We start from the raw sequence: 19,183 nt of genomic DNA on the forward strand, positions 1-19,183 counted from the left end.
CTAGAGCAGCTTTTCCAGCCCGATTGTGGCAAATAACCCCACCAACGCGCCGACAATGCTGCCAACGGCGGCATACTGGGCCTTGTCCAGCCGGTTGCCGCCGCGCTTATGTGCGCTGCGCAGGCCCAGAAGCGCACCGGCCACCAGTCCGAAAATCACGATCATTGCAGTTCTTCCTTCTGTTTTCAGTTCCTGCGCGCAAGGGCTTGGATTTCTGCGCGCCGGTTTTCTGCCGCTTGCTGCGAGCCGAAGCCATACAGCGCATAGGGAACAGAGTCACGGCGCAGCGTGTCCGCCGCCCCGCGCTGGTCCAACTGTTCCAGTGATTGCGCGCGCAACAACATCAGCGAAGCCAGCAAGGCCCCGTTTTCTGTCTGGCGCGCTGCGGTCATGGCCGTGTCTGTCAGCTGCAAGACCAGATCATGTTGCCCGCTGGCCAGCGCCTGCGCGCCAAGATGCAGATGAACATGGGCGCGGTGAACCTGCGTGCCTGGCCGCAGGCCATAAATGCGCGCCGCCAGGATCATGGCATCCAGCGCCTGCGCGCCATCTTCCGGCGGGGCAAACCGCGCGGACAAAAACAGGCTGAAGGCAAGGCGTTCATCCTGCCAACGCTGGTCCAGCGCGATGGCCAGCGCGCGCTGCGCGTAGCGGAAACTGGTGCGGCGCGATGGTGCGCCCAACGCGCCTTCAATGGCGCGTGTCCATGCCGTGGGGGTGGGAACCGGGTCCAGCGGGGCCGTGGTGTTTGCGCCGGCCGGGTTATGGCGCGCCAACAGCGTGGGCAGGCGGTCGGCCACCTGTTCGCGCGTCATGCCGGGCTGCAGTGCAGGGTCATTCCAGACGCGCAGAACCAGCATGTCAAAGCCTGTCAGAACCGTTTGGAAATTGTCATCATTCCAGACAGTTTCGCCAATGCGGAACAAGTCGTTCAGCGGGCCAAGCGCTTGGGCAATTTCTTCGTGAAGGCAATCGCGCATGTCCTGAACTGTGCTGTCGGCGGGCACAATAACCAGCGCGCGGTCACGGCGCACAACGCGTGTCCAGTCCAGTGCGGGCGCGCGCGGATTGGCGCGGAACTCGTCCCAACTGGTGATGTTGGGCAACACAAAACAGGCAGCATTTGGCACCGCACGGCGCAGTTCGGCGCGCGGGACGAATTCAACCGCGATCTGGCCTTGCCCATTGATGCGCCCGATATTTAGCCCCGCTTCGCGTTGCAGGCGCGCGATCAGCCTGTCGGTTTCAACAATGCCCAAAGGGGGCACCTGTCCGTGCAGCGACAGCGTGACCGCCCCTTCAAAGCGGGAAAACTGCGCAATTTCGCGCCCCGATTCCAGCCTGAAGCCCAGTTCCAGAATATCTTGCGCAATCTGGGCATTGCTGCGTTGGGGCCTGAAAATGCGCGGCGCGCCAAACAGTGCCGCGGAACTGAGTGCGCGGGTTTGCAACGACAGGTCAATTGACGGTTCCGGTGCAGGGGTCGGCCCCATGGCGCAGCCCGCCAGAAACAGCGCCGAACAGAGCAGCATCACGCGCGTCATACGGGGCGTTTGTATTTGATGAACGGGGTCACTTCACCAAGCTTGTCATAAAGTTTGCGCGCTGTCGCGTTGAAATCCTGTGTCATCCAATACACGTTTTCCACACCGCGCGCATCAGCTGCGCCATAGACGGCCTCAATAAGTGCCCGCCCCGCGCCCACGCCGCGCGATTCCGGTGTGGTGAACAGGTCTTGCAGGTAACACACCCCGTCAGGATGCCAGCAATGGGCGTGAAACAGGTAGTGCACCAGCCCGATGGCCTGCCCCTGATGCCATGCCAGATACCCGCACGGGCTGTGCGGATCATCCGACAGCAGCGCCGCGAAAGTAGCGTCATACACATTCAGCGGCAGCGAGGTGTCATAAAAATCCAGATAGGCATACCAAAGCTGCGCCCATTGCGGTTTGTCCTGTGCGGATACCGGTCGTATGTCCATATCAGCGTCCCTGCCTGCGTGCCATGAACGCCAGTCGTTCAAACAGATGCACATCCTGTTCGTTTTTCAGCAACGCCCCATGAAGCCGGGGCAGGGCATCTGGCCCGTCGCGCTTCAGGTCTTCGGGCGTCAGGTCTTCGGCCAGCAACAGTTTCAGCCAGTCCAGCACTTCTGAGGTGGAGGGCTTCTTTTTCAACCCCGGCGTGTCGCGCACTTCCAGAAACTGCGTCAGGGCCGTGGTCAGAAGTGCGGGCTTGATATCGGGGAAATGCACATCGACAATCGCCTTCAGTGTGTCGATATCCGGAAAACGGATATAATGGAAAAAACAGCGGCGTAAAAAGGCGTCTGGCAGGTCTTTTTCATTATTCGATGTGATGATGACAATGGGGCGCTGGCGCGCGCGGATCATCTCGCCTGTTTCATAGACAAAAAACTCCATCCGGTCGAGTTCCTGCAACAGGTCGTTGGGAAACTCAATATCGGCCTTGTCGATTTCGTCAATCAACAAGACCACGCGCCCCGTTGCCTCGAATGCTTGCCACAGCTTGCCCTTGCGGATGTAATTGCGCACATCATTGACGCGCGCATCGCCCAGCTGGCTGTCGCGCAGGCGCGACACGGCGTCATATTCATACAGGCCCTGTTGGGCGCGGGTGGTGGATTTGACGCCCCATTCTATCATCGGCAGGTCCAGCGACGCGGCAATCTGGCGTGCCAGTTCAGTCTTGCCCGTGCCTGGTTCGCCCTTGACCAGCAGTGGGCGTTCCAACGTGATGGCGGCATTGACGGCAACGCTCAAATCATCGCTGGCGATATATGATTTGGTGGAGGTGAAACGCATGTTTTGGTTGTTTTCCCTGCAGTGTGGCGCATCCGCTTTGTGCAAACCTAGCTTGCCCGGCGATGCGCGGCAAGGCAGGTTTCACAAAGGGTGCGAAAGCGCGTGACATTCCCCGGCCCTTCCGGTATTTGCCCGTCACAGCGCTGAATATGGGTGCAAGATGGATGAAGACCTCAAGACCTATCATTCTGCACAGACAGGGGAACGGGGCATGAAGCCAGAGACATTCCTGCCGGATGATTACCGTCCGGCCGAAGACGAGCCTTTCATGAATGACCGTCAGCTGGAATATTTCCGCAGAAAGCTGATGGTGTGGAAAGAAGACATCCTTAAAGGATCGCAAGAAACGCTGGCCGATCTGGCCAATAGCAGCCGCAATATTCCCGACATTGCGGACCGCGCGTCAGAAGAAACCGATCGCGCGCTTGAACTGCGCACCCGCGACCGGCAACGCAAGCTGATTTCCAAGATTGATGCCGCGCTGCGCCGGATCGAAAGCGGGGATTTCGGCTATTGCGAGGTGACGGGCGAGCGGATTTCGCTAAAACGTCTGGACGCGCGCCCCATCGCCACAATGACCTTGCAGGCCCAGGAAGCGCATGAACGCAAGGAACGTGTGCACCGCGACGATTGATCTTGCGGCACAGGGCCAGACTGCGACACCGGGTTCCCTTATGGACCCGGTTTTTTTATGTCAGGGGGGATGCGGGGCTGTCGGTTAGGGGGATGATGTGACGCTTGCAGGGTTGGAAGTCATTGTTATCGGCGGCGGTATTGCGGGGTTGGCCGCTGCCGCAAGGCTGCGCCAATGCGGCGCGCAGGTGCTGCTTCTGGAACAGGCGGGCGGGTTTCGTGAAGTGGGCGCGGGGTTGCAGATCAGCCCCAATGGCGCGCGCGTGCTGGGCGCGTTGGGGCTGGACGGGGCGCTGGCGCAAGCGGGCATGCGCGCGCGCGCTGTGGTGTTGCGTGCAGGTGCCAGCGGCCAACAGGTCATGCGGCTGGACTTGCCCCCCGGCGGGGCGGGGTTTCACCTTGTTCACCGTGCGGACCTGATTGCGCTGTTGGAAAGCGCCCTTGACGGGGTTGAAACCCGTTTTGTGGCGCAAGTGGCACAGGTCACGCCTGACGGTCCGCGCCCCAGTGTGACCTTGCAAGGCGGCGCGCGTTTAAGGGCGGATCTGGTTCTGGGTGCGGATGGGTTGCATTCGGTGCTGCGCCCCGCGCTGCATGACGGCGCGCCCGAATCCCCGTTTTTCACAGGTCAGGTGGCGTGGCGTGCGCTGATTCCCGCCACCGACCACGCCCCGCCCGAAGCGCAAGTGTTCATGGGGCCGGGGTGCCATCTGGTCAGCTATCCGCTACGGGGGGGGCGCTTGCGCAATATTGTCGCAGTGCAGGAACGCCGCGAATGGGTGTCCGAAGGGTGGAACCATCCCGATACCCCCGAAAACCTGCGCGCGGCCTTTGCGGGGTTTGGCGGTCCGGTGCCGGACTGGCTGGCGCAGGTGCAGCAGGTTTTTCTGTGGGGGTTGTTCCGCCATCCTGTTGCGCGCCACTGGCACAAGGGCCATGCGGCCATTCTGGGTGATGCGGCCCATCCCACGTTGCCCTTCATGGCGCAAGGCGCGAATATGGCGCTGGAGGATGCGTGGCAATTGGCCCAATGCCTGCAACAGGCCCCGATTGACCGCGCGCTGGCCCAATACCAGACTGCGCGGCGCGCGCGTGTGGCCAAGGTGATCGCGGCTGCGAATCGAAATGCGCGCAATTACCACCTGCGCCCGCCGCTGGCGCCTGTTGCACATGCGGGTTTGCGGCTTATGTCCAGACTGCGCCCTGATGCGGCATTGCGGCAGTTTTCGTGGATTTATGATTTTGATGTCACGCGCCCGTGACAGACGCTGGTTTTCACGGACGCGCCCCCCAAATATAAGGGGCACGCACAACGAGGGGCCGCATGGACAGTGATCAGATTGCACGGATGGTGTATCTCGGGGTCTGGGGCACCGTTCTGATCGGGTATTTCCTGATCGCGCGTCAGCAAAATATTGGCCAGACATTGCGCCACGCGCTGTTGTGGGGGCTTATTTTTGTGGGCGTGGCTGCGGGCTATGGACTGTGGCAGGATATCGGCCAGACCAATCGCGTATCTGTCACCGGGGATGGGGCGATTGTGCTGCGCGCCGCGCGGGACGGGCATTTCCATCTGGATTTGCAGGTCAATTCCGAACCCGTCCGATTTATCATTGATACGGGCGCGTCCGATCTGGTCTTGTCGCGCGCTGATGCCCAGAAGGTGGGGCTGGCACCGGATACGCTGGCCTATCTGGGGCAGGCGCGCACGGCCAATGGCACTGTGGGGCTGGCGCGGGTCAGTCTGGATGAAGTGATCCTTGCGCAGGGTGATCTGGAAATCCGCGATACGCAGGTGCCCGCCTTCGTGAATGAGGGCCAGTTGGATGTGTCGCTGTTGGGAATGGGGTATTTGCGCCGCTATGCGCGCATTTCCATCGAAGGCGAGCGGCTGATTCTGGAAAGATAGGCGAGATGTGCTTGTCTGGACAGGCGCGCAGCGCTAGGACTCATCTCGAAAACCGATTGAGGAAACGCGCATGCCTGATGATCTGATCAACTCTTTCATGACTGGCCCGGACGAACAGGGACGGTTCGGCATTTATGGTGGCCGTTTCGTTTCGGAAACCCTGATGCCGCTGATTCTGGAACTGGAAGCCGAATATGAACGCGCGAAAACTGATGACAGTTTCTGGGCGCAGATGGATGACCTTTGGAAGCATTATGTGGGCCGCCCGTCGCCCTTGTATTATGCCGAGCGCCTGACCGAACATTGCGGCGGTGCGAAAATCTATCTTAAACGCGATGAGTTGAACCACACTGGCGCGCATAAGATCAACAATGTTCTGGGTCAGATCCTGCTGGCCATGCGCATGGGCAAATCCCGCATCATCGCGGAAACGGGCGCGGGGCAGCATGGGGTTGCGACCGCGACAGTTTGCGCGCGCTTCGGGTTGCAATGTGTGGTCTATATGGGGGCACATGATGTGGAACGTCAGGCCCCGAATGTGTTCCGTATGCGCCTGTTGGGCGCCGAGGTGGTGCCCGTCAAATCCGGGCGCGGCACATTGAAAGATGCCATGAATGACGCGCTGCGCGATTGGGTCACCAATGTGCATGACACGTTTTATTGCATTGGCACGGTGGCAGGCCCGCATCCCTATCCGGCGATGGTGCGCGATTTCCAGTCGATCATCGGCAAGGAAACCCGCGAACAGCTGATGGAGCGCGAAGGGCGCTTGCCCGATACCATCATTGCCGCCATTGGCGGCGGGTCCAATGCGATGGGCCTGTTCTATCCGTTCCTGGACGATAAGTCGGTCAATATCATCGGGGTCGAGGCTGGTGGGCGCGGTGTTGATGACCGCATGGAGCATTGCGCAAGCCTGACAGGGGGACGCCCCGGTGTGCTGCATGGCAACCGCACCTATCTGCTGCAAGATGACAATGGTCAGATTCTGGAAGGGCATTCCATTTCAGCAGGGCTGGATTACCCCGGTATTGGGCCGGAACATGCCTGGCTGAAGGATATGGGACGCGCGCAATATGTCTCGATCACCGATGCCGAGGCGCTGTCCGCCTTCCAGACCTGTTGCGCGCTGGAGGGGATCATTCCCGCGCTGGAACCCAGCCACGCCTTGGCGCATGTTCTGAAAATCGCGCCGGACCTGCCTGCAGACCATCTGCTGGTCATGAATATGTGTGGGCGCGGCGACAAGGATATCTTCACAGTAGCCAAGCATCTGGGCTTTGATATGGGTGCATAAACTATAGTTTATGGCCCAGATATAAACCCTTTAACAATGGATTAACCTTTTGCGGCGGGGTAGCGCTTTGGTGCCGGGTGCAATTATTGAATCGCCCCGGCAGCTTGTTGTCCGAGTGCGCTGAGTTCCAGCCCGCAAGGCCAGAAGTTATTTGTTTCAGCCCAACGGGTAATCAGTTGTAAAGAGTGGTCGATGTATGCGTTGTAAAAGTAGCGGGCTGATTTAAGTCGATATGACGGTGCGCCTTATCGGGAAACCGGGTGGCGTGTTTTTAACCAGCTGGCTTTTGCTTGCGTAACCAGTGTTAAGAGTGCCCCCGCACCCGGCGGCATGTGCTGTTGGGTGCGGGTGTTTCTGCCTGAAGGATGTTGCCCAAAACCGGAACCTTGTTTTGAGCTTCGCGAACATGCCAGATCACTTGATTGACGCATGTCCTGTGACCACGACTGCATGAAACATGCTGTGGCGGTCGATTATTGCTGTTGGGCGACGGAGATTGCGCGCAAATGCCTGCACTGCCGCTTTATGTCAGTATTTTCACGCTGTGTGTGGTCCTTGCGGGCGCGGCGCCTGCGCGGGCGCAAGATGACGCGCGCGTGCGCATTACCCCGGATATGGTGCGCGATGCGCTGCTGGGGCAGGGCTATTCAGTTGAATCGATGACGCGCACGCTGCTGGGGCGGGTGCGCGTTGTGGCATCTTCGGGGCCGGTATGGCGTGAAGTGGTGATTGACCTGTCATCTGGTCAGATTTTGCGCGACTATGCTGTTGAATTTTCACCAAATGACATTCCTCATCGCACCAGTGACGCGATGCCGCGCGGGGGCACCATGCTGGATGACGACGACCTGTCCGGGATCAGGGGGCCGTTCGAATGACATTTAGCCCCAGTCAGTTGGTCGCCCTTGCGACGCCCGTGAAGGGGGATGCGCGGTGACACCAAAATTTGTTATCCTGATCATGGTCTGTATTCAGGCAATCGGCGCGCTGTTCTTTATCAGTGATATAGCGATTTCCCTTTTGGGAATCGAACGCCAGCCCATCGACTGGAAGTTGCGCGAGATGATGGAAATTGGCGCCGCAGTCGCGCTGATCATCGGCTTGGTCATGTCCGGGACCCTGCTGGCGCAATCCCAGATCAAGCTGGGGCGCGCCGAAGCACGGTTGCAGCGCGCGTCAGGCGCGTTCATTGACCTGATGGAACAGCGCTTCGCTGAATGGGGCCTGACGCCTGCCGAACGCGACGTGGCGTTTTTCGTGCTCAAGGGGTTCAGCATTCACGAAATCGCAACCTTTCGCAGCACCTCTGAAGGGACCGTTAAGGCACAGACCAATGCCATCTACCGCAAGGCGCAGGTAAATGGGCGTGGTCAGTTGCTAAGCCTGTTCATTGACGACCTAATCGTTGACGCCGCCCCCCACCACCAGACCGGCCAGAAATAACGCACTGCCGCTATGCGGCCTTGCGCGCAAAACTATTGTAATCGCAAGGGTTTGGGGCGCGCCACACTTGCTATTCCAAGTCGGTGGCATATTTCTGAAGCACGAAAAGCGGCACAATTTGCAAGCTGTGCTGATGTGTCGATCGCAGCCGCACCAGCGGGGCAACGTTTTCTTCATGCGCCTGCAGAAAACGCGCGGCACATAGGCACCAGTAATCGCCGGGCTTCAGGCCCGGAAAATCAAACTCCGGGCGCGGGGTGGACAGGTCATTGCCCAGATATTTGGAATAGGCCAGAAATTCAGCTGTCATTCTGGCGCAGACGGTATGGCGCCCCTGATCCTGCGCGCAGGTATCGCATGACCCGTTTCTGAAAAACCCTGTCACCGGGTCGTGCGAGCAGTGCTCCAGCGTGCCGCCCAGCACATTCAACGATGGTTCCATCCGAACTGTCATGACCTTCTCCCTGAGTGATGCCTTTTCGTGGGGCGTCTAAGCGTTGGCCCGAAGGGCATATGATGGGCTAAACTGGCAGGGCTGGCGCGCGCCAATCCACCCATGCGCCGTGATAATCCGCGCGCCCCAAATCAATACACTCCCCCGAGGGCCAAAGTTCAAGCGTAAGCTTCGCACCCGGTCCGGCGCCGTCATCTTCCATGGACAAATGCGCAAGCGGTTCATCCTTGCGCAGTTTTGCACCCGCGCGCGCCAACAGCGCTTGACCACGTTCCTGCAGGTTCGTCCCCATATATTGCCACATGATGGTATGATACACTAGATGAAGTGACTGGGGCAGGGGGCGCGACAGGCGGTGTTCCAGCCAGTCAATCGCGCATCCGCGCGTAATCTGCGGGCGCAGATTTGCGGCAAGGTCCAATGCGTGGCTGGTCCGGTCCAGCCGGTCGCGCTGGTCCGCCCAGATATAGCTGAGCAGGCGCAGACGGTCTGTCACCGGGTCAAGCGGGTTCAGATCGACCCCTTCGCGCGCCCGAATGACTGGCCGGACCATGGGCGGGGGGGCGCCGTGCCAGTCGGGGGCCAGCGTCAGTGCCGCATCGGTTGGCCCATGATGCTGGCCGTCAATATGCAGGGCGTAATGGTCCCAGATCAGGTTCAACCCCGCACTGCTGCCCAGTTCCGACAGCACCAATGGCCGACCAAACGCTGCCGTCAGCCATTGTGCCGCGGCAATGATGACACTGGACCGGCGCAGTTCGTTGGTCTGGGGCGCATGGTCCAGTGTCGCAAGGATGGCAGACTCATTCAGGCGGAAAACAGCCTCGATCGCGCGCCAAAGCTGGATGTCGGGCACTGTGTCGGGGGCGTTATACAAGCGCGCCAGTATCGGGGCCTGCCCGCCCAGCACAAGATGATGCAATGCGCCCGCCAGACGCAAGGCCACCGCATCGGGGTGCAGGCGGTGTGCGGGCCAGTGCAGCACCCTGTCTGCGACTGCGCGCCCCGGTGTCAGCCGGTCGGCCACCAGCCCCAGCACCCGCCCCGTCAAAGGAGAGCCGAGCGCGGCGCAAGCTGCGGCCTGACGGCGCGCATGATCCCGGAATGTCATTTGAAGCGGTCCATCAACCTTTGCAGGGGCGTGCGTCCGTCGGTGGGTTCGGGCGTATCCTTTGGCGCGAAATTGCGCGGTGCGGTGGGTTTTGGCGCAATTGGTTTGGGGCTGATGGCAGGACCACTGCGTGGCGGGGATGTGCGCTGCGCAACCATATTGGAAAAGCGCGCGTTATCCCCTGCCGCCAACGCCACCGCGCCATCTGCGATGCCCGCAAGAAGCGGGTCCAGCCAGTCCTGATCAGATTTTACGAAATCTGACAGGACATAGGCCGAAACGCGGTCCTTATGGCCGGGATGACCGATGCCCAGTCGCACGCGCGCATATTCCGACCCTGCATGGGCGTGGATGGACCGCAACCCGTTATGCCCTGCATGACCGCCCCCCTGTTTCAGGCGCAGTTTGCCCGGCGCAAGGTCCAGTTCATCGTGGAACACCACCAGATCGGCCAGTTCCAGTTTGTAAAACCGCATCACTTCGCCGACAGATTGCCCCGAAAGGTTCATGAATGTGCCGGGTTTCAGCAAGATCACGTTTTCCTGTCCCAGCCGCCCTTCGGCCAGTTCGCCCTGAAATTTCGTGCGCCATGGCGCGAATCCGTGCTGGCTGGCAATACGATCAAGCGCCATGAAGCCGATATTATGCCGGTTTGCAGCGTATTTTGCCCCAGGATTGCCCAGACCAACAAATAGTTTCATGCGACAGTTCCCCTATATGCAGTGCAGCATAATAGCTCATCGCGTTTGTGAAAAGCGGTCACTGCGCGATTGTTTGTTCCGTATCTTCTGAATTAGCAGAGATACTCCTGCAAATATCTTAATTCAGAAATCGGCAGATGTATGGCTTTTCAAGGGAAACTGGCTGTTGCTGCAGCTGTGCACCAGTCAGATTATCGTGATGGCCCCTGCTGTTTTGGGCAATGCCAGGCCCTTGGTGGTGGGCGTTCTGGCCACAATGAAAAACGAGGCACCTTTGCAGGTGCCTCGGAAATGTCATCCAGATGTCAACGCTGCCTTATTCTTCAGCAGCCGCGTCTTCTTCATTGTCGGATGCGACCAGCGCGCGCGGTGCTGCGATGTTTGCAATCACGAAATCGCGGTCGATTGTGGGTTTCGTTCCATCGGGCAGGGTGATGGCCGAGATGGTGATGGTGTCACCGATTTTCAGACCCTCAAGGTCGAAAACCAGTTTCTCGGGGATGTCCCCGGCCAGCACATTCAGTTCCACTTCCGGGCGCACAACAGTCAGCATGCCACCGCGTTTCAGGCCCACGCATTTTTCGTGGTTGATGAATTCAACCGGAATAAACAGGTTGATACGGCTTGTGCGACGCAGGCGCATCAGGTCCACATGTTCCGGCAGGCCATTGACGACATGGCGCTGAATGCCACGGCAAATGACGCGCACATCGTCCTGACCTTCAACCTTCAGGTTGAACAGTGTTGACAGGAAACGGCCTGCTTTCAGCTGCTTGATCAGGTAATGGTAGTTGAAATTCACAGGCAGCGGGTCGGAACCGCCCCCATAAACAATACCGGGTACTTTATGCTCACGACGAGCTTGACGAGCGGCCCCCTTGCCTGTCCCCGTCCGTACCTCGGCCAAAAGATCCGGGATCTCACCAGCCATTGGAATTCTCCATATGTTACAAGTTGAAATGCCCGCCTCCAAGGGTGCGGGCCATAAGTCAGGCGGCTATAGGGCAGATTCGGCCTGTTGAAAAGGGAAAAAGGCCGCTATTGCCGCAACACCCGCCTGCAACAGCGAAGCCGGTTTGCCCGTATCTGCGCTGCAAACGGCGCTACAACAAAATGGTCGGGTCGCCGAAACCCTGGGGCACATACAGGTTCTGTGGTCCCAGATTGCGCACATCGGTTTCCCCACACAGCGCCATGGTGATATCCAGTTCCTTATGGATGATTTCAAGCGCGCGTGTGACACCGGCCTGTCCCATCGCGCCCAGCCCATAGGTGAAGGCCCGCCCGATATAGGTGCCCCGCGCCCCCAGCGCCAGCGCCTTGAGCACATCCTGACCGCAGCGAATGCCGCTATCAAGATGCACTTCCACCTTGTCGCCCACCGCGTCCATGATTGCGGGCAACATGCGTATGGAACTGACCGCCCCATCCAGCTGGCGCCCGCCATGGTTGGACACGATGATGGCATCTGCGCCAATATCTGCGGCGCGGCGGGCGTCTTCGGGGTCCATAATCCCCTTGACGATCAGCTTGCCGCCCCACCAGTCCTTCAATTGTGCGATGCGCGCCCAATCCAGCGAGATGTCGAACGCTTCTGCTGTCCATGTCGACAAGGAAGATGGGTCGGTCACGCCCTTGGCATGGCCCACGATATTGCCAAAGAAGCGCCGCTTGGTGCCCAGCATTTCCAGCCCCCAGGGAATTTTGGTCATCATATTGGCAATGGATCCGGGGGTCAGTTTGGGGGGCGCGGACAATCCGTTTTTCAGGTCCTTGTGGCGTTGGCCCAGAACCTGCAAATCCACCGTCACCACAATGGCCGAACATTGCGCCGCGCGCGCCCGTTCAATAAGGCGGCGCATGAAATCGTCATCCTTCAGGGTATAGACCTGAAACCAGAAGGGTTTGGTGGTATGTTCGGCCACATCCTCGATGGAACAGATGGACATGGTGGACAGGGTGAAGGGCACGCCAAACGCTTCTGCTGCGCGCGCGGCCTTGATTTCGCCATCGGCGGATTGCATGCCCGTCAGGCCCACGGGTGCCAGCGCCACGGGCATGGACACATCCTGTCCGATCATGGTTGATGCCGTGCTGCGGCCCGACATATCAACGGCCACGCGCTGCTTCAGGCGGATATGGCGAAAATCGCTGATATTCTCCCGAAAGGTCTGCTCGCTCCAACTGCCGGATTCGGCGTAATCGTAAAACATGCGCGGGGTGCGTTTTTCATAGATGCGGCGCAGATCCTCGATATTGGTAATTACCGGCATGGCGGCCCCCTTCAAATTGGTAAGAATTAATTACCTGAGTGTCGGGGGGCGCGCAAGCAGCGCGACAGGTTGATGACGCTAGCCCAGAATGCGTTTCACCCAGCCCTTGCGGTGCTGCGCGGTGTCATCGTCGGTGGGGGGCGTGTCGGCGGGCGCTGCCGGCCCTTCGACCTGTTCCTGAAAGCGGGTGAAGAAATCTGCGGCCATTCGGCGGGCAAACCCGTCCACAATGCGGCTTCCAAGTTGGGCAAGCTTGCCGCCGACACTGGCATCAACGTCGTAATGCAGCAATGTCGCGCCAGTTGGCGTTGGTTCCAGCCGCACGCGCGCCTGACCTTTGGCAAAACCGGCCGCGCCGCCTTTGCCTTCGCCCACAAGGGTGCAGCTTTCGCCGGGGACCATATCCTGCATGGTGACCACCCCTTTGAAGGTTGCCTTGACAGGCCCCACTTTTTGCACAACCACTGCTTCAAACCCGTGTTCGGGCGTGCCTGCCAGTTCCTGACAGCCCGGCACACAGGCCTTCAGCACATCTGCGTCAAACAGGGCGTCCCAGACGCGGTGGGCGGGGGCGTCGATCTGCCGGGTGTCTGTCATTTGCATGTGGTCTGTCCCTGTTTGCCAAATCCTTGTCGCACCTTACGGCATATGCGCAAAACCGGGAATCAGGCTTTGGTCGTATCGACCTTGGTCTTATCGCGTGTCTGCTCGCATGGGGTGGATTGACGCCATGGGCATTTTGTGATCACAATTCGGACATGCAAAAATCCGTTCTGCGCCCGTCCGTTGTGTCCGAAGCTGCGCCCTTGTCGGCGCATGACAGGGTGTATCGCGGGTTGCGCCAGCAGATCATGCATGGGGAATTGCCGCCCGGACATGCACTGACTTTGCGCGGGATTGGCAAATCCTTCGGGGTCAGTATGACGCCCGCGCGCGAATCCGTGCGCCGCCTCTCGGCAGAAGGGGCGTTGACGCTGTCGGCCTCGGGGCGGGTGACCACGCCGGAGCTAAGCAATGAACGCATAGAGGAACTGGCCTCAATCCGGGCGCTTCTGGAACCGGAACTTGGCAGCCGTGCGTTGCGGCGCGCGCATCTGGCGCTGATTGACCGGATGGAGGTGATCAATGACGCCAATGCGCGCGCTGTCAATCGCCGCGACCCGGTGGAGTATATCCGCACCAATCTGGAATTTCACCGCACCTTGTATCTGCGCGCCCAAAGCCCTGCCATGCTGGGGTTGCTGGAAACCGTATGGCTGCAGCTTGGCCCCACCATGCGCGCGCTTTATACGCGGTTGCAGCGCACCACTGCGCCGCCACACCACCGCATGATTCTGGAAGCACTGCGCGCGGGTGATGATGCGGCCTTGCGGCTGGCGCTGCGCACGGATGTGACCCAGGGGTTGCGGCATTTGCAGGCGTGATATTCAGCCCGTCGGGTGTGGTATCGTATTTGGGTGAGCATTCTGTTGCAGTCGCATCTGGCCTTTTGCGGACACCGGGAATGCCCCAAGGCGCGGAGCAAAGGCCGCAGGCCGCCGCGCCATCGGTGGGCCGTCCCGCGGCCTGCCGATTTCGCCAGTTCCACGCCAAGCCTTTGAACTCAGGAGTATGCCGCCTGCATAAACTGCATTCCTAAAACGTCGGATCGGCAGACCCCGGCCCGCCGACAGCGCGGGCTTTGTCCAAGGGCGAACGTCGGCAAAAGGCCATACTCAGCCATCGCCATATATGCTCATCGCAAGGCACGGGCGCCGAACGACAAAGCCCCGGCACATGGCCGGGGCTTCGCGTGATGTTATTGGCGTTTATGCCGAAGGTTCCGGCTCCATCCCGCCATCTTCGTCACCGCGCTTGCGGCCGCGCGTTTTGGGAATCGCCGCAACCGAGGGGGTGCCGCTGCCGGTGCTGTCGGCGTCGTCATCGCCGCGGTTCAGCGGTTCACCGCGCATGACACGGGTAATTTCCGGCCCTGTCAGCGTTTCATATTCCAGCAGGCCTTGCGCAAGGTTTTCCAGCTCATCAGCGTGATCGGTCAGAATGCGCTTGGCGGTATCATAGCCTTCCTGAACCAGTTGGCGCACTTTGTCGTCAATCATCTTCTGGGTCATGCTGGAATGGTTCGACCCGCCACCATAATTGCCAAGATAGCTTTGCTGTTCATTGGCATAATCGACATAACCCAGTTCGGGGTCAAAGCCGAATTGGGTGACCATGGCGCGCGCAATCTTGGTGACTTGCTGAATGTCGCTTGCCGCACCGGATGTGACCGCATCTTCACCAAAGGTCAGTTCCTCGGCCACGCGCCCGCCCATCGCCATGGCGATCTTGGATTTGTATTTGCGGTAGCTGACCGACAACTGGTCGCGTTCGGGCAGCGACAGAACCAGACCCAGCGCACGGCCGCGCGGGATGATGGTTGCCTTGTGGATAGGGTCATGTTCGGGGACATGCAGGCCGACGACAGCATGGCCGGCCTCATGATAGGCGGTCAGTTTCTTTTCATCTTCCGACATGACCATGGACCGACGTTCCGCGCCCATCATGACCTTGTCCTTGGCAGACTCAAAGTCCTCCATCGTGACGAAGCGGCGGTTGGACCGCGCGGCCATCAATGCGGATTCATTGACCAGGTTCGCCAGATCAGCGCCCGAGAAGCCCGGTGTGCCGCGTGCGATGATGCGCAGGTCGACATTCGGCCCCAGTGGCACCTTGCGCGCATGCACGCCCAGGATACGTTCGCGCCCCTTGATATCGGGGTTGGGCACCTGCACCTGACGGTCAAACCGGCCCGGCCGCAACAGCGCGGGGTCCAGCACATCGGGGCGGTTGGTGGCGGCGACGATGATGATGCCTTCGTTGGCTTCAAACCCGTCCATTTCCACAAGCAACTGGTTCAGCGTCTGTTCGCGTTCGTCATTGCCGCCGCCATAGCCCACGCCACGCGACCGGCCCACGGCGTCAATTTCATCAATGAACACGATGCAAGGTGCGTTTTTCTTGGCCTGCTCGAACATGTCGCGCACACGGCTGGCACCGACACCCACGAACATTTCCACGAAATCCGACCCCGAGATGGTGAAGAAGGGCACGCCCGCTTCGCCCGCGATGGCGCGCGCAAGAAGCGTTTTACCCGTGCCCGGAGGGCCGACCAGAAGCGCGCCTTTGGGGATTTTGCCACCCAGACGGCTGAATTTCTGCGGCTGGCGCAGGAATTCAACAATTTCTTCCAACTCGTCCTTGGCTTCGTCAATGCCTGCGACATCATCAAATGTGACGCGCCCGCTTTTTTCGGTCAGCAGTTTGGCCTTGGATTTGCCAAACCCCATTGCGCCACCCTTGCCGCCCCCTTGCATGCGGTTCATGAAATAGATCCACACACCGATCAGCAACAGGAACGGCAGCCACAGCATAAGCGTGGACAAGAAGCCCGATTGCTGTTGCGGACGTGCCTCGACCGGGATGCCGGCGTCCAGCAAGCGTTGCGTCAGGCCGGTGTCATCGGGGCGCACAGTTGAATATTGCTGCCCATCGCTGCCCACAAAAACAATGCGTTCGCCATCAATCGTAACCCGGCTGACAGCGCCCGAATCGACGCGTTGCACGAAATCAGAATAATTAACACTGCGCGCTGAAGATGTGCCTTGATTGTTGCTGAACATGTTGAAAAGCATGATCATCAGCAAGAACAGCACGATCCAGAAAGCGAAATTCCGTGCATTACCCACGGGCGTCTCCTTTGGTTTCGGTCAGGTGCGCGGGTCACGAAGCAGCCCGAGAGCGCGATTTCCGCGCACCATATACGGTGGTATCACGCGAAAACCGCGCGCTTCTTCCCCTTGTTACATAGCGATCAGAGTTCTGCAATCAATCTGCGCGGGTTAAGAAAGTTGTGCGCGGGGCCAAAGATCACGGGTTTTCGCCTGCCAGCCGCAATCTGGCAGGGCCAAGGGTGCGGCAACAAGTGTTTTATCCTGCCAGATTGCAGGACTGGCCAGCAAGGACGCATAGGGCAAGCGCCAGCCGTCGCGCGGGCGGCATTGATCCGCGCCAGCGGGGCCAAGCGCGGCAATATGCAGCAGCGGCGCGGTTTCGGGCAAGGGGGTGGGGGGCAGGACATGCCAGCGCCCGTCCCATGTGCTGCCCAGTGGCGCGCGCAAGTGCGCGACAGCTGTGTATTCGCGGGTGATGCGCAATTGTCCCTTGCTGCGCGCCAGCAGGCACCCATGCAGCGTTATGCGCGCTGCGCTGTCCAGGGCGGCGGTCAGCGTGTCCAGTCGGGGCCTGTAGGGATTGCCCGAAATGGCCTGCAGCGCGCGCGCAACCAGCCTTGTGCGGGTGTCCTGGGGCAGGGCGTCCAAGGCGGGCGCGTCAAAGATGTAATCGCCATATTCCACCCGCAGAATTTGGGCCGCCTGCGTGTTGGTCAGAAATTCAAGGCTGTGTGCCGCCGCGCGCATGCGGTGGGCGGTCTGCGCAAGGCGGTCCATGTCCAGCCCCAGCGGGGCAAGCAGCGCCAAGGCTTGTCGCGCCTTGACCCGGTCAAAACCGGGGTCCAGATTTGACGGGTCGTCCACCCAATCTTCTGCCAGGGCGCGCAGATAGTCGCGAAGCTGCGCGCGCCCCAGATCCAGAAGCGGGCGCAGCCATGTGGTGCCATGCGCCACATCCCGCGCGGGCATTGCCGCCAGCCCTTCAACGCCAGACCCGCGCGCAAGGCGCATCAGCAGGGTTTCGGCCTGATCATCGCGGGTGTGGCCCAGCGCGATGGCGTCCAGCCCCTGCGCCTGCGCCCAGCGGGACAGCAGGTGTTTTCTGGCCTGTCGCGCCCTGTCCTGCAGGTTGCCCCGTCTGTCCCATCCGCGCCAAACCAGCGTCTGGTGTGACAGGCCCAGTCTGGCCGCGCATTGCGCCACCATCGCGGCTTCTTGTGCGGATTGGGCGCGCAACCCGTGATCTACCGTGGCGATGTGCAGCGTGATGTTGTGCTGGCTTGCCCATGCGTGCGCCAGCCGCAGCAGCGCCATGGAATCGCCGCCGCCCGAAACGGCCAAACCCAGCCGCGCAATGGGCGCATTTGCACAGAATGCCTGCATTTGTGTCGCAAACGCATCTTGCAAGGCGCAGGGTTGCGTATGGTGCGCGCTCAGGGGCATTCTTGCAGGCGGTGGGCGTCGCGGCCCTGTTGGGCTTGCGCAGTGTCGGGGAACCGCGTGAAAAGTTCCTCGAACATCACACAGGCTTCGGCTTGCTGGCCCAGTTGTGCAAGGCTGTTGCCCAGTTCCAGCAGGGCATGGGGGGCGTCCGGTCCTTCGGGGTTGGCCAGATACAGGTTCAACCATGTTCGTGCCGCGTCAGACTCTGCGCCGGCGTCGCGTTGGGCCTGTGCCAACAGGGTGCTGGCTTGCGCGCCAAGTGGGCTGCCTGGATAGGTTTCCAGAAACACTGACAGCGCCGTTGTTGCGCCGTCCGTGTCGCCCGCGTCCAGCAATGCGCGCGCAGCATCGAAGGCCGTCTGTTCGCCTGCGGCAAGCTGCGGTGCCGGGCCGCCATCACGCGCCGCGCCCGCATCGCCGCCCAGCGGGGGCGTGGGGGGCAGGGCCGATGTATCGCCGCCTTCCAGTTCAGTCAGGCGGAATTCCATGTCCCCAATCCGGTTGGACGCGTCATCCACAACCCGCCGGACACGGAATTCCAGCGCTTCCGCACGCGCAGTCAGGCTGGCCAGTTCGTCGCGGATGCGCTCCACTTGGTCAATCAGGCTGCCATCGAACCCTTGGGCTTCGCCCGCGCTGCCTGCACCAGATGACAGGTCAGCCGCCAAGCCCGCGACCAGCCCACTTAACGCGCTGATTTCACTGCGCAGTTGCGCAAGGCTGTCGGCTGGTTGGGTGGTTTGCGGCGCATCCTGCGCCTGTGCCGGGGCCAGAATTGGCCCCAGCATCAGAACTGCGATTGTCGTTACTCGCAACAGACGCATGATTTTATCCTGTCAGGCCGCCGGAAATAACCGTGACAGCGCGGCGGTTGATATCCCAGCAGCGCTGCGCGGCACAGGCTTCGACGGGGCGTTCCTTGCCATAGCTGACGGTGCGCATGCGTCCCGCGCTGACGCCCTGGCTAACCAGATATTGCAGCACCGCATTCGCGCGGCGTTCGCCAAGGGCCACGTTATATTCACGCGTGCCGCGTTCGTCAGCGTGCCCTTCGACGATGATGGCATATTGCGGGTTGGAATTCAGCCAGCGTGCCTGCGCGCTGAGTGTGTCGCGCCCTTCAGGTGTCAGGCTGGAACTGTCCACAGTGAAAAACACACGGTCCCCGATGCGCTGGTTGAAATGCGCAATGGACGCCGGGTCGTTGGGGTCGCCCAGTTCGCCGGTGCTGATGCCGGTGCCAAAGCCGCCATCATTGCCAAACCCGTCAGCGCCGCCGCCACCGAATGTGCCGCCCGCGCGCGGGTTGTTACAGGCCGCAAGCGCCAGCGCGCCCAGCAAAAGAAGTGATTTTGTGGTCAGGTTCATGGTCTATCCCTTG

The 19,183-nt window shown here is 60.4% G+C and carries 21 protein-coding genes; 7 read left to right on the forward strand and 14 right to left on the reverse strand.

Annotated features, from left to right (window positions below; all coding sequences use genetic code 11):
* The 4 genes from ACTZWY_RS09795 to ACTZWY_RS09810 are packed head-to-tail and all read right to left on the reverse strand — an operon-like array spanning window position 1 to window position 2,825.
* Window positions 1-165: a hypothetical protein gene (locus ACTZWY_RS09795; protein ID WP_444790518.1), complete on the reverse strand. Its 165-nt coding sequence runs from the start codon at window positions 163-165 to the stop codon at window positions 1-3.
* A 20-nt stretch (window positions 166-185) separates the two neighbouring features.
* Window positions 186-1,532 carry a DUF2927 domain-containing protein gene (locus ACTZWY_RS09800; protein ID WP_444790519.1) on the reverse strand — a complete coding sequence of 449 codons (1,347 nt, stop codon included), beginning with the start codon at window positions 1,530-1,532 and terminating at the stop codon, window positions 186-188.
* Window positions 1,533-1,540: 8 nt separating this feature from the next.
* On the reverse strand, window positions 1,541-1,981 hold the full coding sequence (locus ACTZWY_RS09805) for a GNAT family N-acetyltransferase (RefSeq protein WP_444790520.1): 441 nt from the start codon (window positions 1,979-1,981) through the stop codon (window positions 1,541-1,543).
* A gap of 1 nt (window position 1,982) precedes the next feature.
* Window positions 1,983-2,825, reverse strand: coding sequence for an AAA family ATPase (locus ACTZWY_RS09810; RefSeq protein ID WP_444790521.1), 843 nt, complete (start codon window positions 2,823-2,825; stop codon window positions 1,983-1,985).
* A 211-nt stretch (window positions 2,826-3,036) separates the two neighbouring features.
* Here ACTZWY_RS09810 and dksA point away from each other — a divergent pair, with 211 nt between their 5' ends.
* From dksA to ACTZWY_RS09840, 6 genes are all read left to right on the forward strand, one after another.
* Window positions 3,037-3,459, forward strand: a complete 423-nt coding sequence (gene dksA, locus ACTZWY_RS09815; protein ID WP_444790589.1) for an RNA polymerase-binding protein DksA — start codon at window positions 3,037-3,039, stop codon at window positions 3,457-3,459.
* 97 nt (window positions 3,460-3,556) lie between these two features.
* Window positions 3,557-4,720 carry an FAD-dependent monooxygenase gene (locus ACTZWY_RS09820; RefSeq protein ID WP_444790522.1) on the forward strand — a complete coding sequence of 388 codons (1,164 nt, stop codon included), beginning with the start codon at window positions 3,557-3,559 and terminating at the stop codon, window positions 4,718-4,720.
* A gap of 62 nt (window positions 4,721-4,782) precedes the next feature.
* Window positions 4,783-5,367, forward strand: coding sequence for a retropepsin-like aspartic protease family protein (locus tag ACTZWY_RS09825; RefSeq protein WP_444790523.1), 585 nt, complete (start codon window positions 4,783-4,785; stop codon window positions 5,365-5,367).
* Window positions 5,368-5,437: 70 nt separating this feature from the next.
* Complete coding sequence (gene trpB, locus ACTZWY_RS09830; RefSeq protein ID WP_444790524.1) at window positions 5,438-6,664, forward strand: tryptophan synthase subunit beta; 1,227 nt, start codon at window positions 5,438-5,440, stop codon at window positions 6,662-6,664.
* A gap of 506 nt (window positions 6,665-7,170) precedes the next feature.
* Complete coding sequence (locus tag ACTZWY_RS09835; RefSeq protein WP_444790525.1) at window positions 7,171-7,542, forward strand: hypothetical protein; 372 nt, start codon at window positions 7,171-7,173, stop codon at window positions 7,540-7,542.
* A gap of 55 nt (window positions 7,543-7,597) precedes the next feature.
* Window positions 7,598-8,107, forward strand: a complete 510-nt coding sequence (locus ACTZWY_RS09840) for a helix-turn-helix transcriptional regulator (RefSeq protein ID WP_444790526.1) — start codon at window positions 7,598-7,600, stop codon at window positions 8,105-8,107.
* 70 nt (window positions 8,108-8,177) lie between these two features.
* On the opposite strand, the gene ACTZWY_RS09845 is transcribed toward ACTZWY_RS09840, so the two are convergent.
* The 6 genes from ACTZWY_RS09845 to ACTZWY_RS09870 form a co-directional block, all read right to left on the reverse strand.
* Window positions 8,178-8,561, reverse strand: a complete 384-nt coding sequence (locus tag ACTZWY_RS09845; protein WP_444790527.1) for a DUF2237 family protein — start codon at window positions 8,559-8,561, stop codon at window positions 8,178-8,180.
* Window positions 8,562-8,628: 67 nt separating this feature from the next.
* A complete protein-coding gene (locus ACTZWY_RS09850) occupies window positions 8,629-9,672 on the reverse strand; it encodes a DUF2332 domain-containing protein (RefSeq protein WP_444790528.1) in 1,044 nt (347 codons plus the stop codon).
* A complete protein-coding gene (gene pth, locus ACTZWY_RS09855; protein ID WP_444790529.1) occupies window positions 9,669-10,373 on the reverse strand; it encodes an aminoacyl-tRNA hydrolase in 705 nt (234 codons plus the stop codon). Before pth ends, ACTZWY_RS09850 begins: the two co-directional genes overlap by 4 nt.
* Window positions 10,374-10,689: 316 nt before the next feature.
* Window positions 10,690-11,304 carry a 50S ribosomal protein L25/general stress protein Ctc gene (locus ACTZWY_RS09860; protein ID WP_444790530.1) on the reverse strand — a complete coding sequence of 205 codons (615 nt, stop codon included), beginning with the start codon at window positions 11,302-11,304 and terminating at the stop codon, window positions 10,690-10,692.
* Window positions 11,305-11,476: 172 nt separating this feature from the next.
* Window positions 11,477-12,646 (reverse strand): alpha-hydroxy acid oxidase, encoded by a 1,170-nt coding sequence (locus ACTZWY_RS09865; protein WP_444790531.1) that lies wholly within the window; start codon window positions 12,644-12,646, stop codon window positions 11,477-11,479.
* A gap of 78 nt (window positions 12,647-12,724) precedes the next feature.
* Window positions 12,725-13,249 (reverse strand): CoxG family protein, encoded by a 525-nt coding sequence (locus tag ACTZWY_RS09870; protein WP_444790532.1) that lies wholly within the window; start codon window positions 13,247-13,249, stop codon window positions 12,725-12,727.
* A gap of 155 nt (window positions 13,250-13,404) precedes the next feature.
* Here ACTZWY_RS09870 and ACTZWY_RS09875 point away from each other — a divergent pair, with 155 nt between their 5' ends.
* Window positions 13,405-14,070, forward strand: coding sequence for a GntR family transcriptional regulator (locus tag ACTZWY_RS09875; protein WP_444790533.1), 666 nt, complete (start codon window positions 13,405-13,407; stop codon window positions 14,068-14,070).
* 384 nt (window positions 14,071-14,454) lie between these two features.
* Here ACTZWY_RS09875 and ftsH read toward each other — a convergent pair whose 3' ends face one another.
* The 4 genes from ftsH to pal all read right to left on the reverse strand — a co-directional run bounded on the left by ftsH (window position 14,455) and on the right by pal (window position 19,170).
* Window positions 14,455-16,374: an ATP-dependent zinc metalloprotease FtsH gene (gene ftsH, locus ACTZWY_RS09880; protein WP_444790534.1), complete on the reverse strand. Its 1,920-nt coding sequence runs from the start codon at window positions 16,372-16,374 to the stop codon at window positions 14,455-14,457.
* 153 nt (window positions 16,375-16,527) lie between these two features.
* Window positions 16,528-17,802: a tRNA lysidine(34) synthetase TilS gene (gene tilS, locus ACTZWY_RS09885; protein WP_444790535.1), complete on the reverse strand. Its 1,275-nt coding sequence runs from the start codon at window positions 17,800-17,802 to the stop codon at window positions 16,528-16,530.
* Complete coding sequence (locus ACTZWY_RS09890) at window positions 17,793-18,626, reverse strand: tetratricopeptide repeat protein (protein WP_444790536.1); 834 nt, start codon at window positions 18,624-18,626, stop codon at window positions 17,793-17,795. The genes tilS and ACTZWY_RS09890 overlap by 10 nt, the downstream gene beginning before the upstream one ends.
* Before the next feature lie 4 nt (window positions 18,627-18,630).
* Window positions 18,631-19,170 (reverse strand): peptidoglycan-associated lipoprotein Pal, encoded by a 540-nt coding sequence (gene pal, locus ACTZWY_RS09895; protein WP_444790537.1) that lies wholly within the window; start codon window positions 19,168-19,170, stop codon window positions 18,631-18,633.
* Window positions 19,171-19,183 lie beyond the last annotated feature (13 nt).

The organism is Roseinatronobacter sp. NSM (assembly GCF_052379845.1).
Classification (GTDB): domain Bacteria; phylum Pseudomonadota; class Alphaproteobacteria; order Rhodobacterales; family Rhodobacteraceae; genus Roseinatronobacter.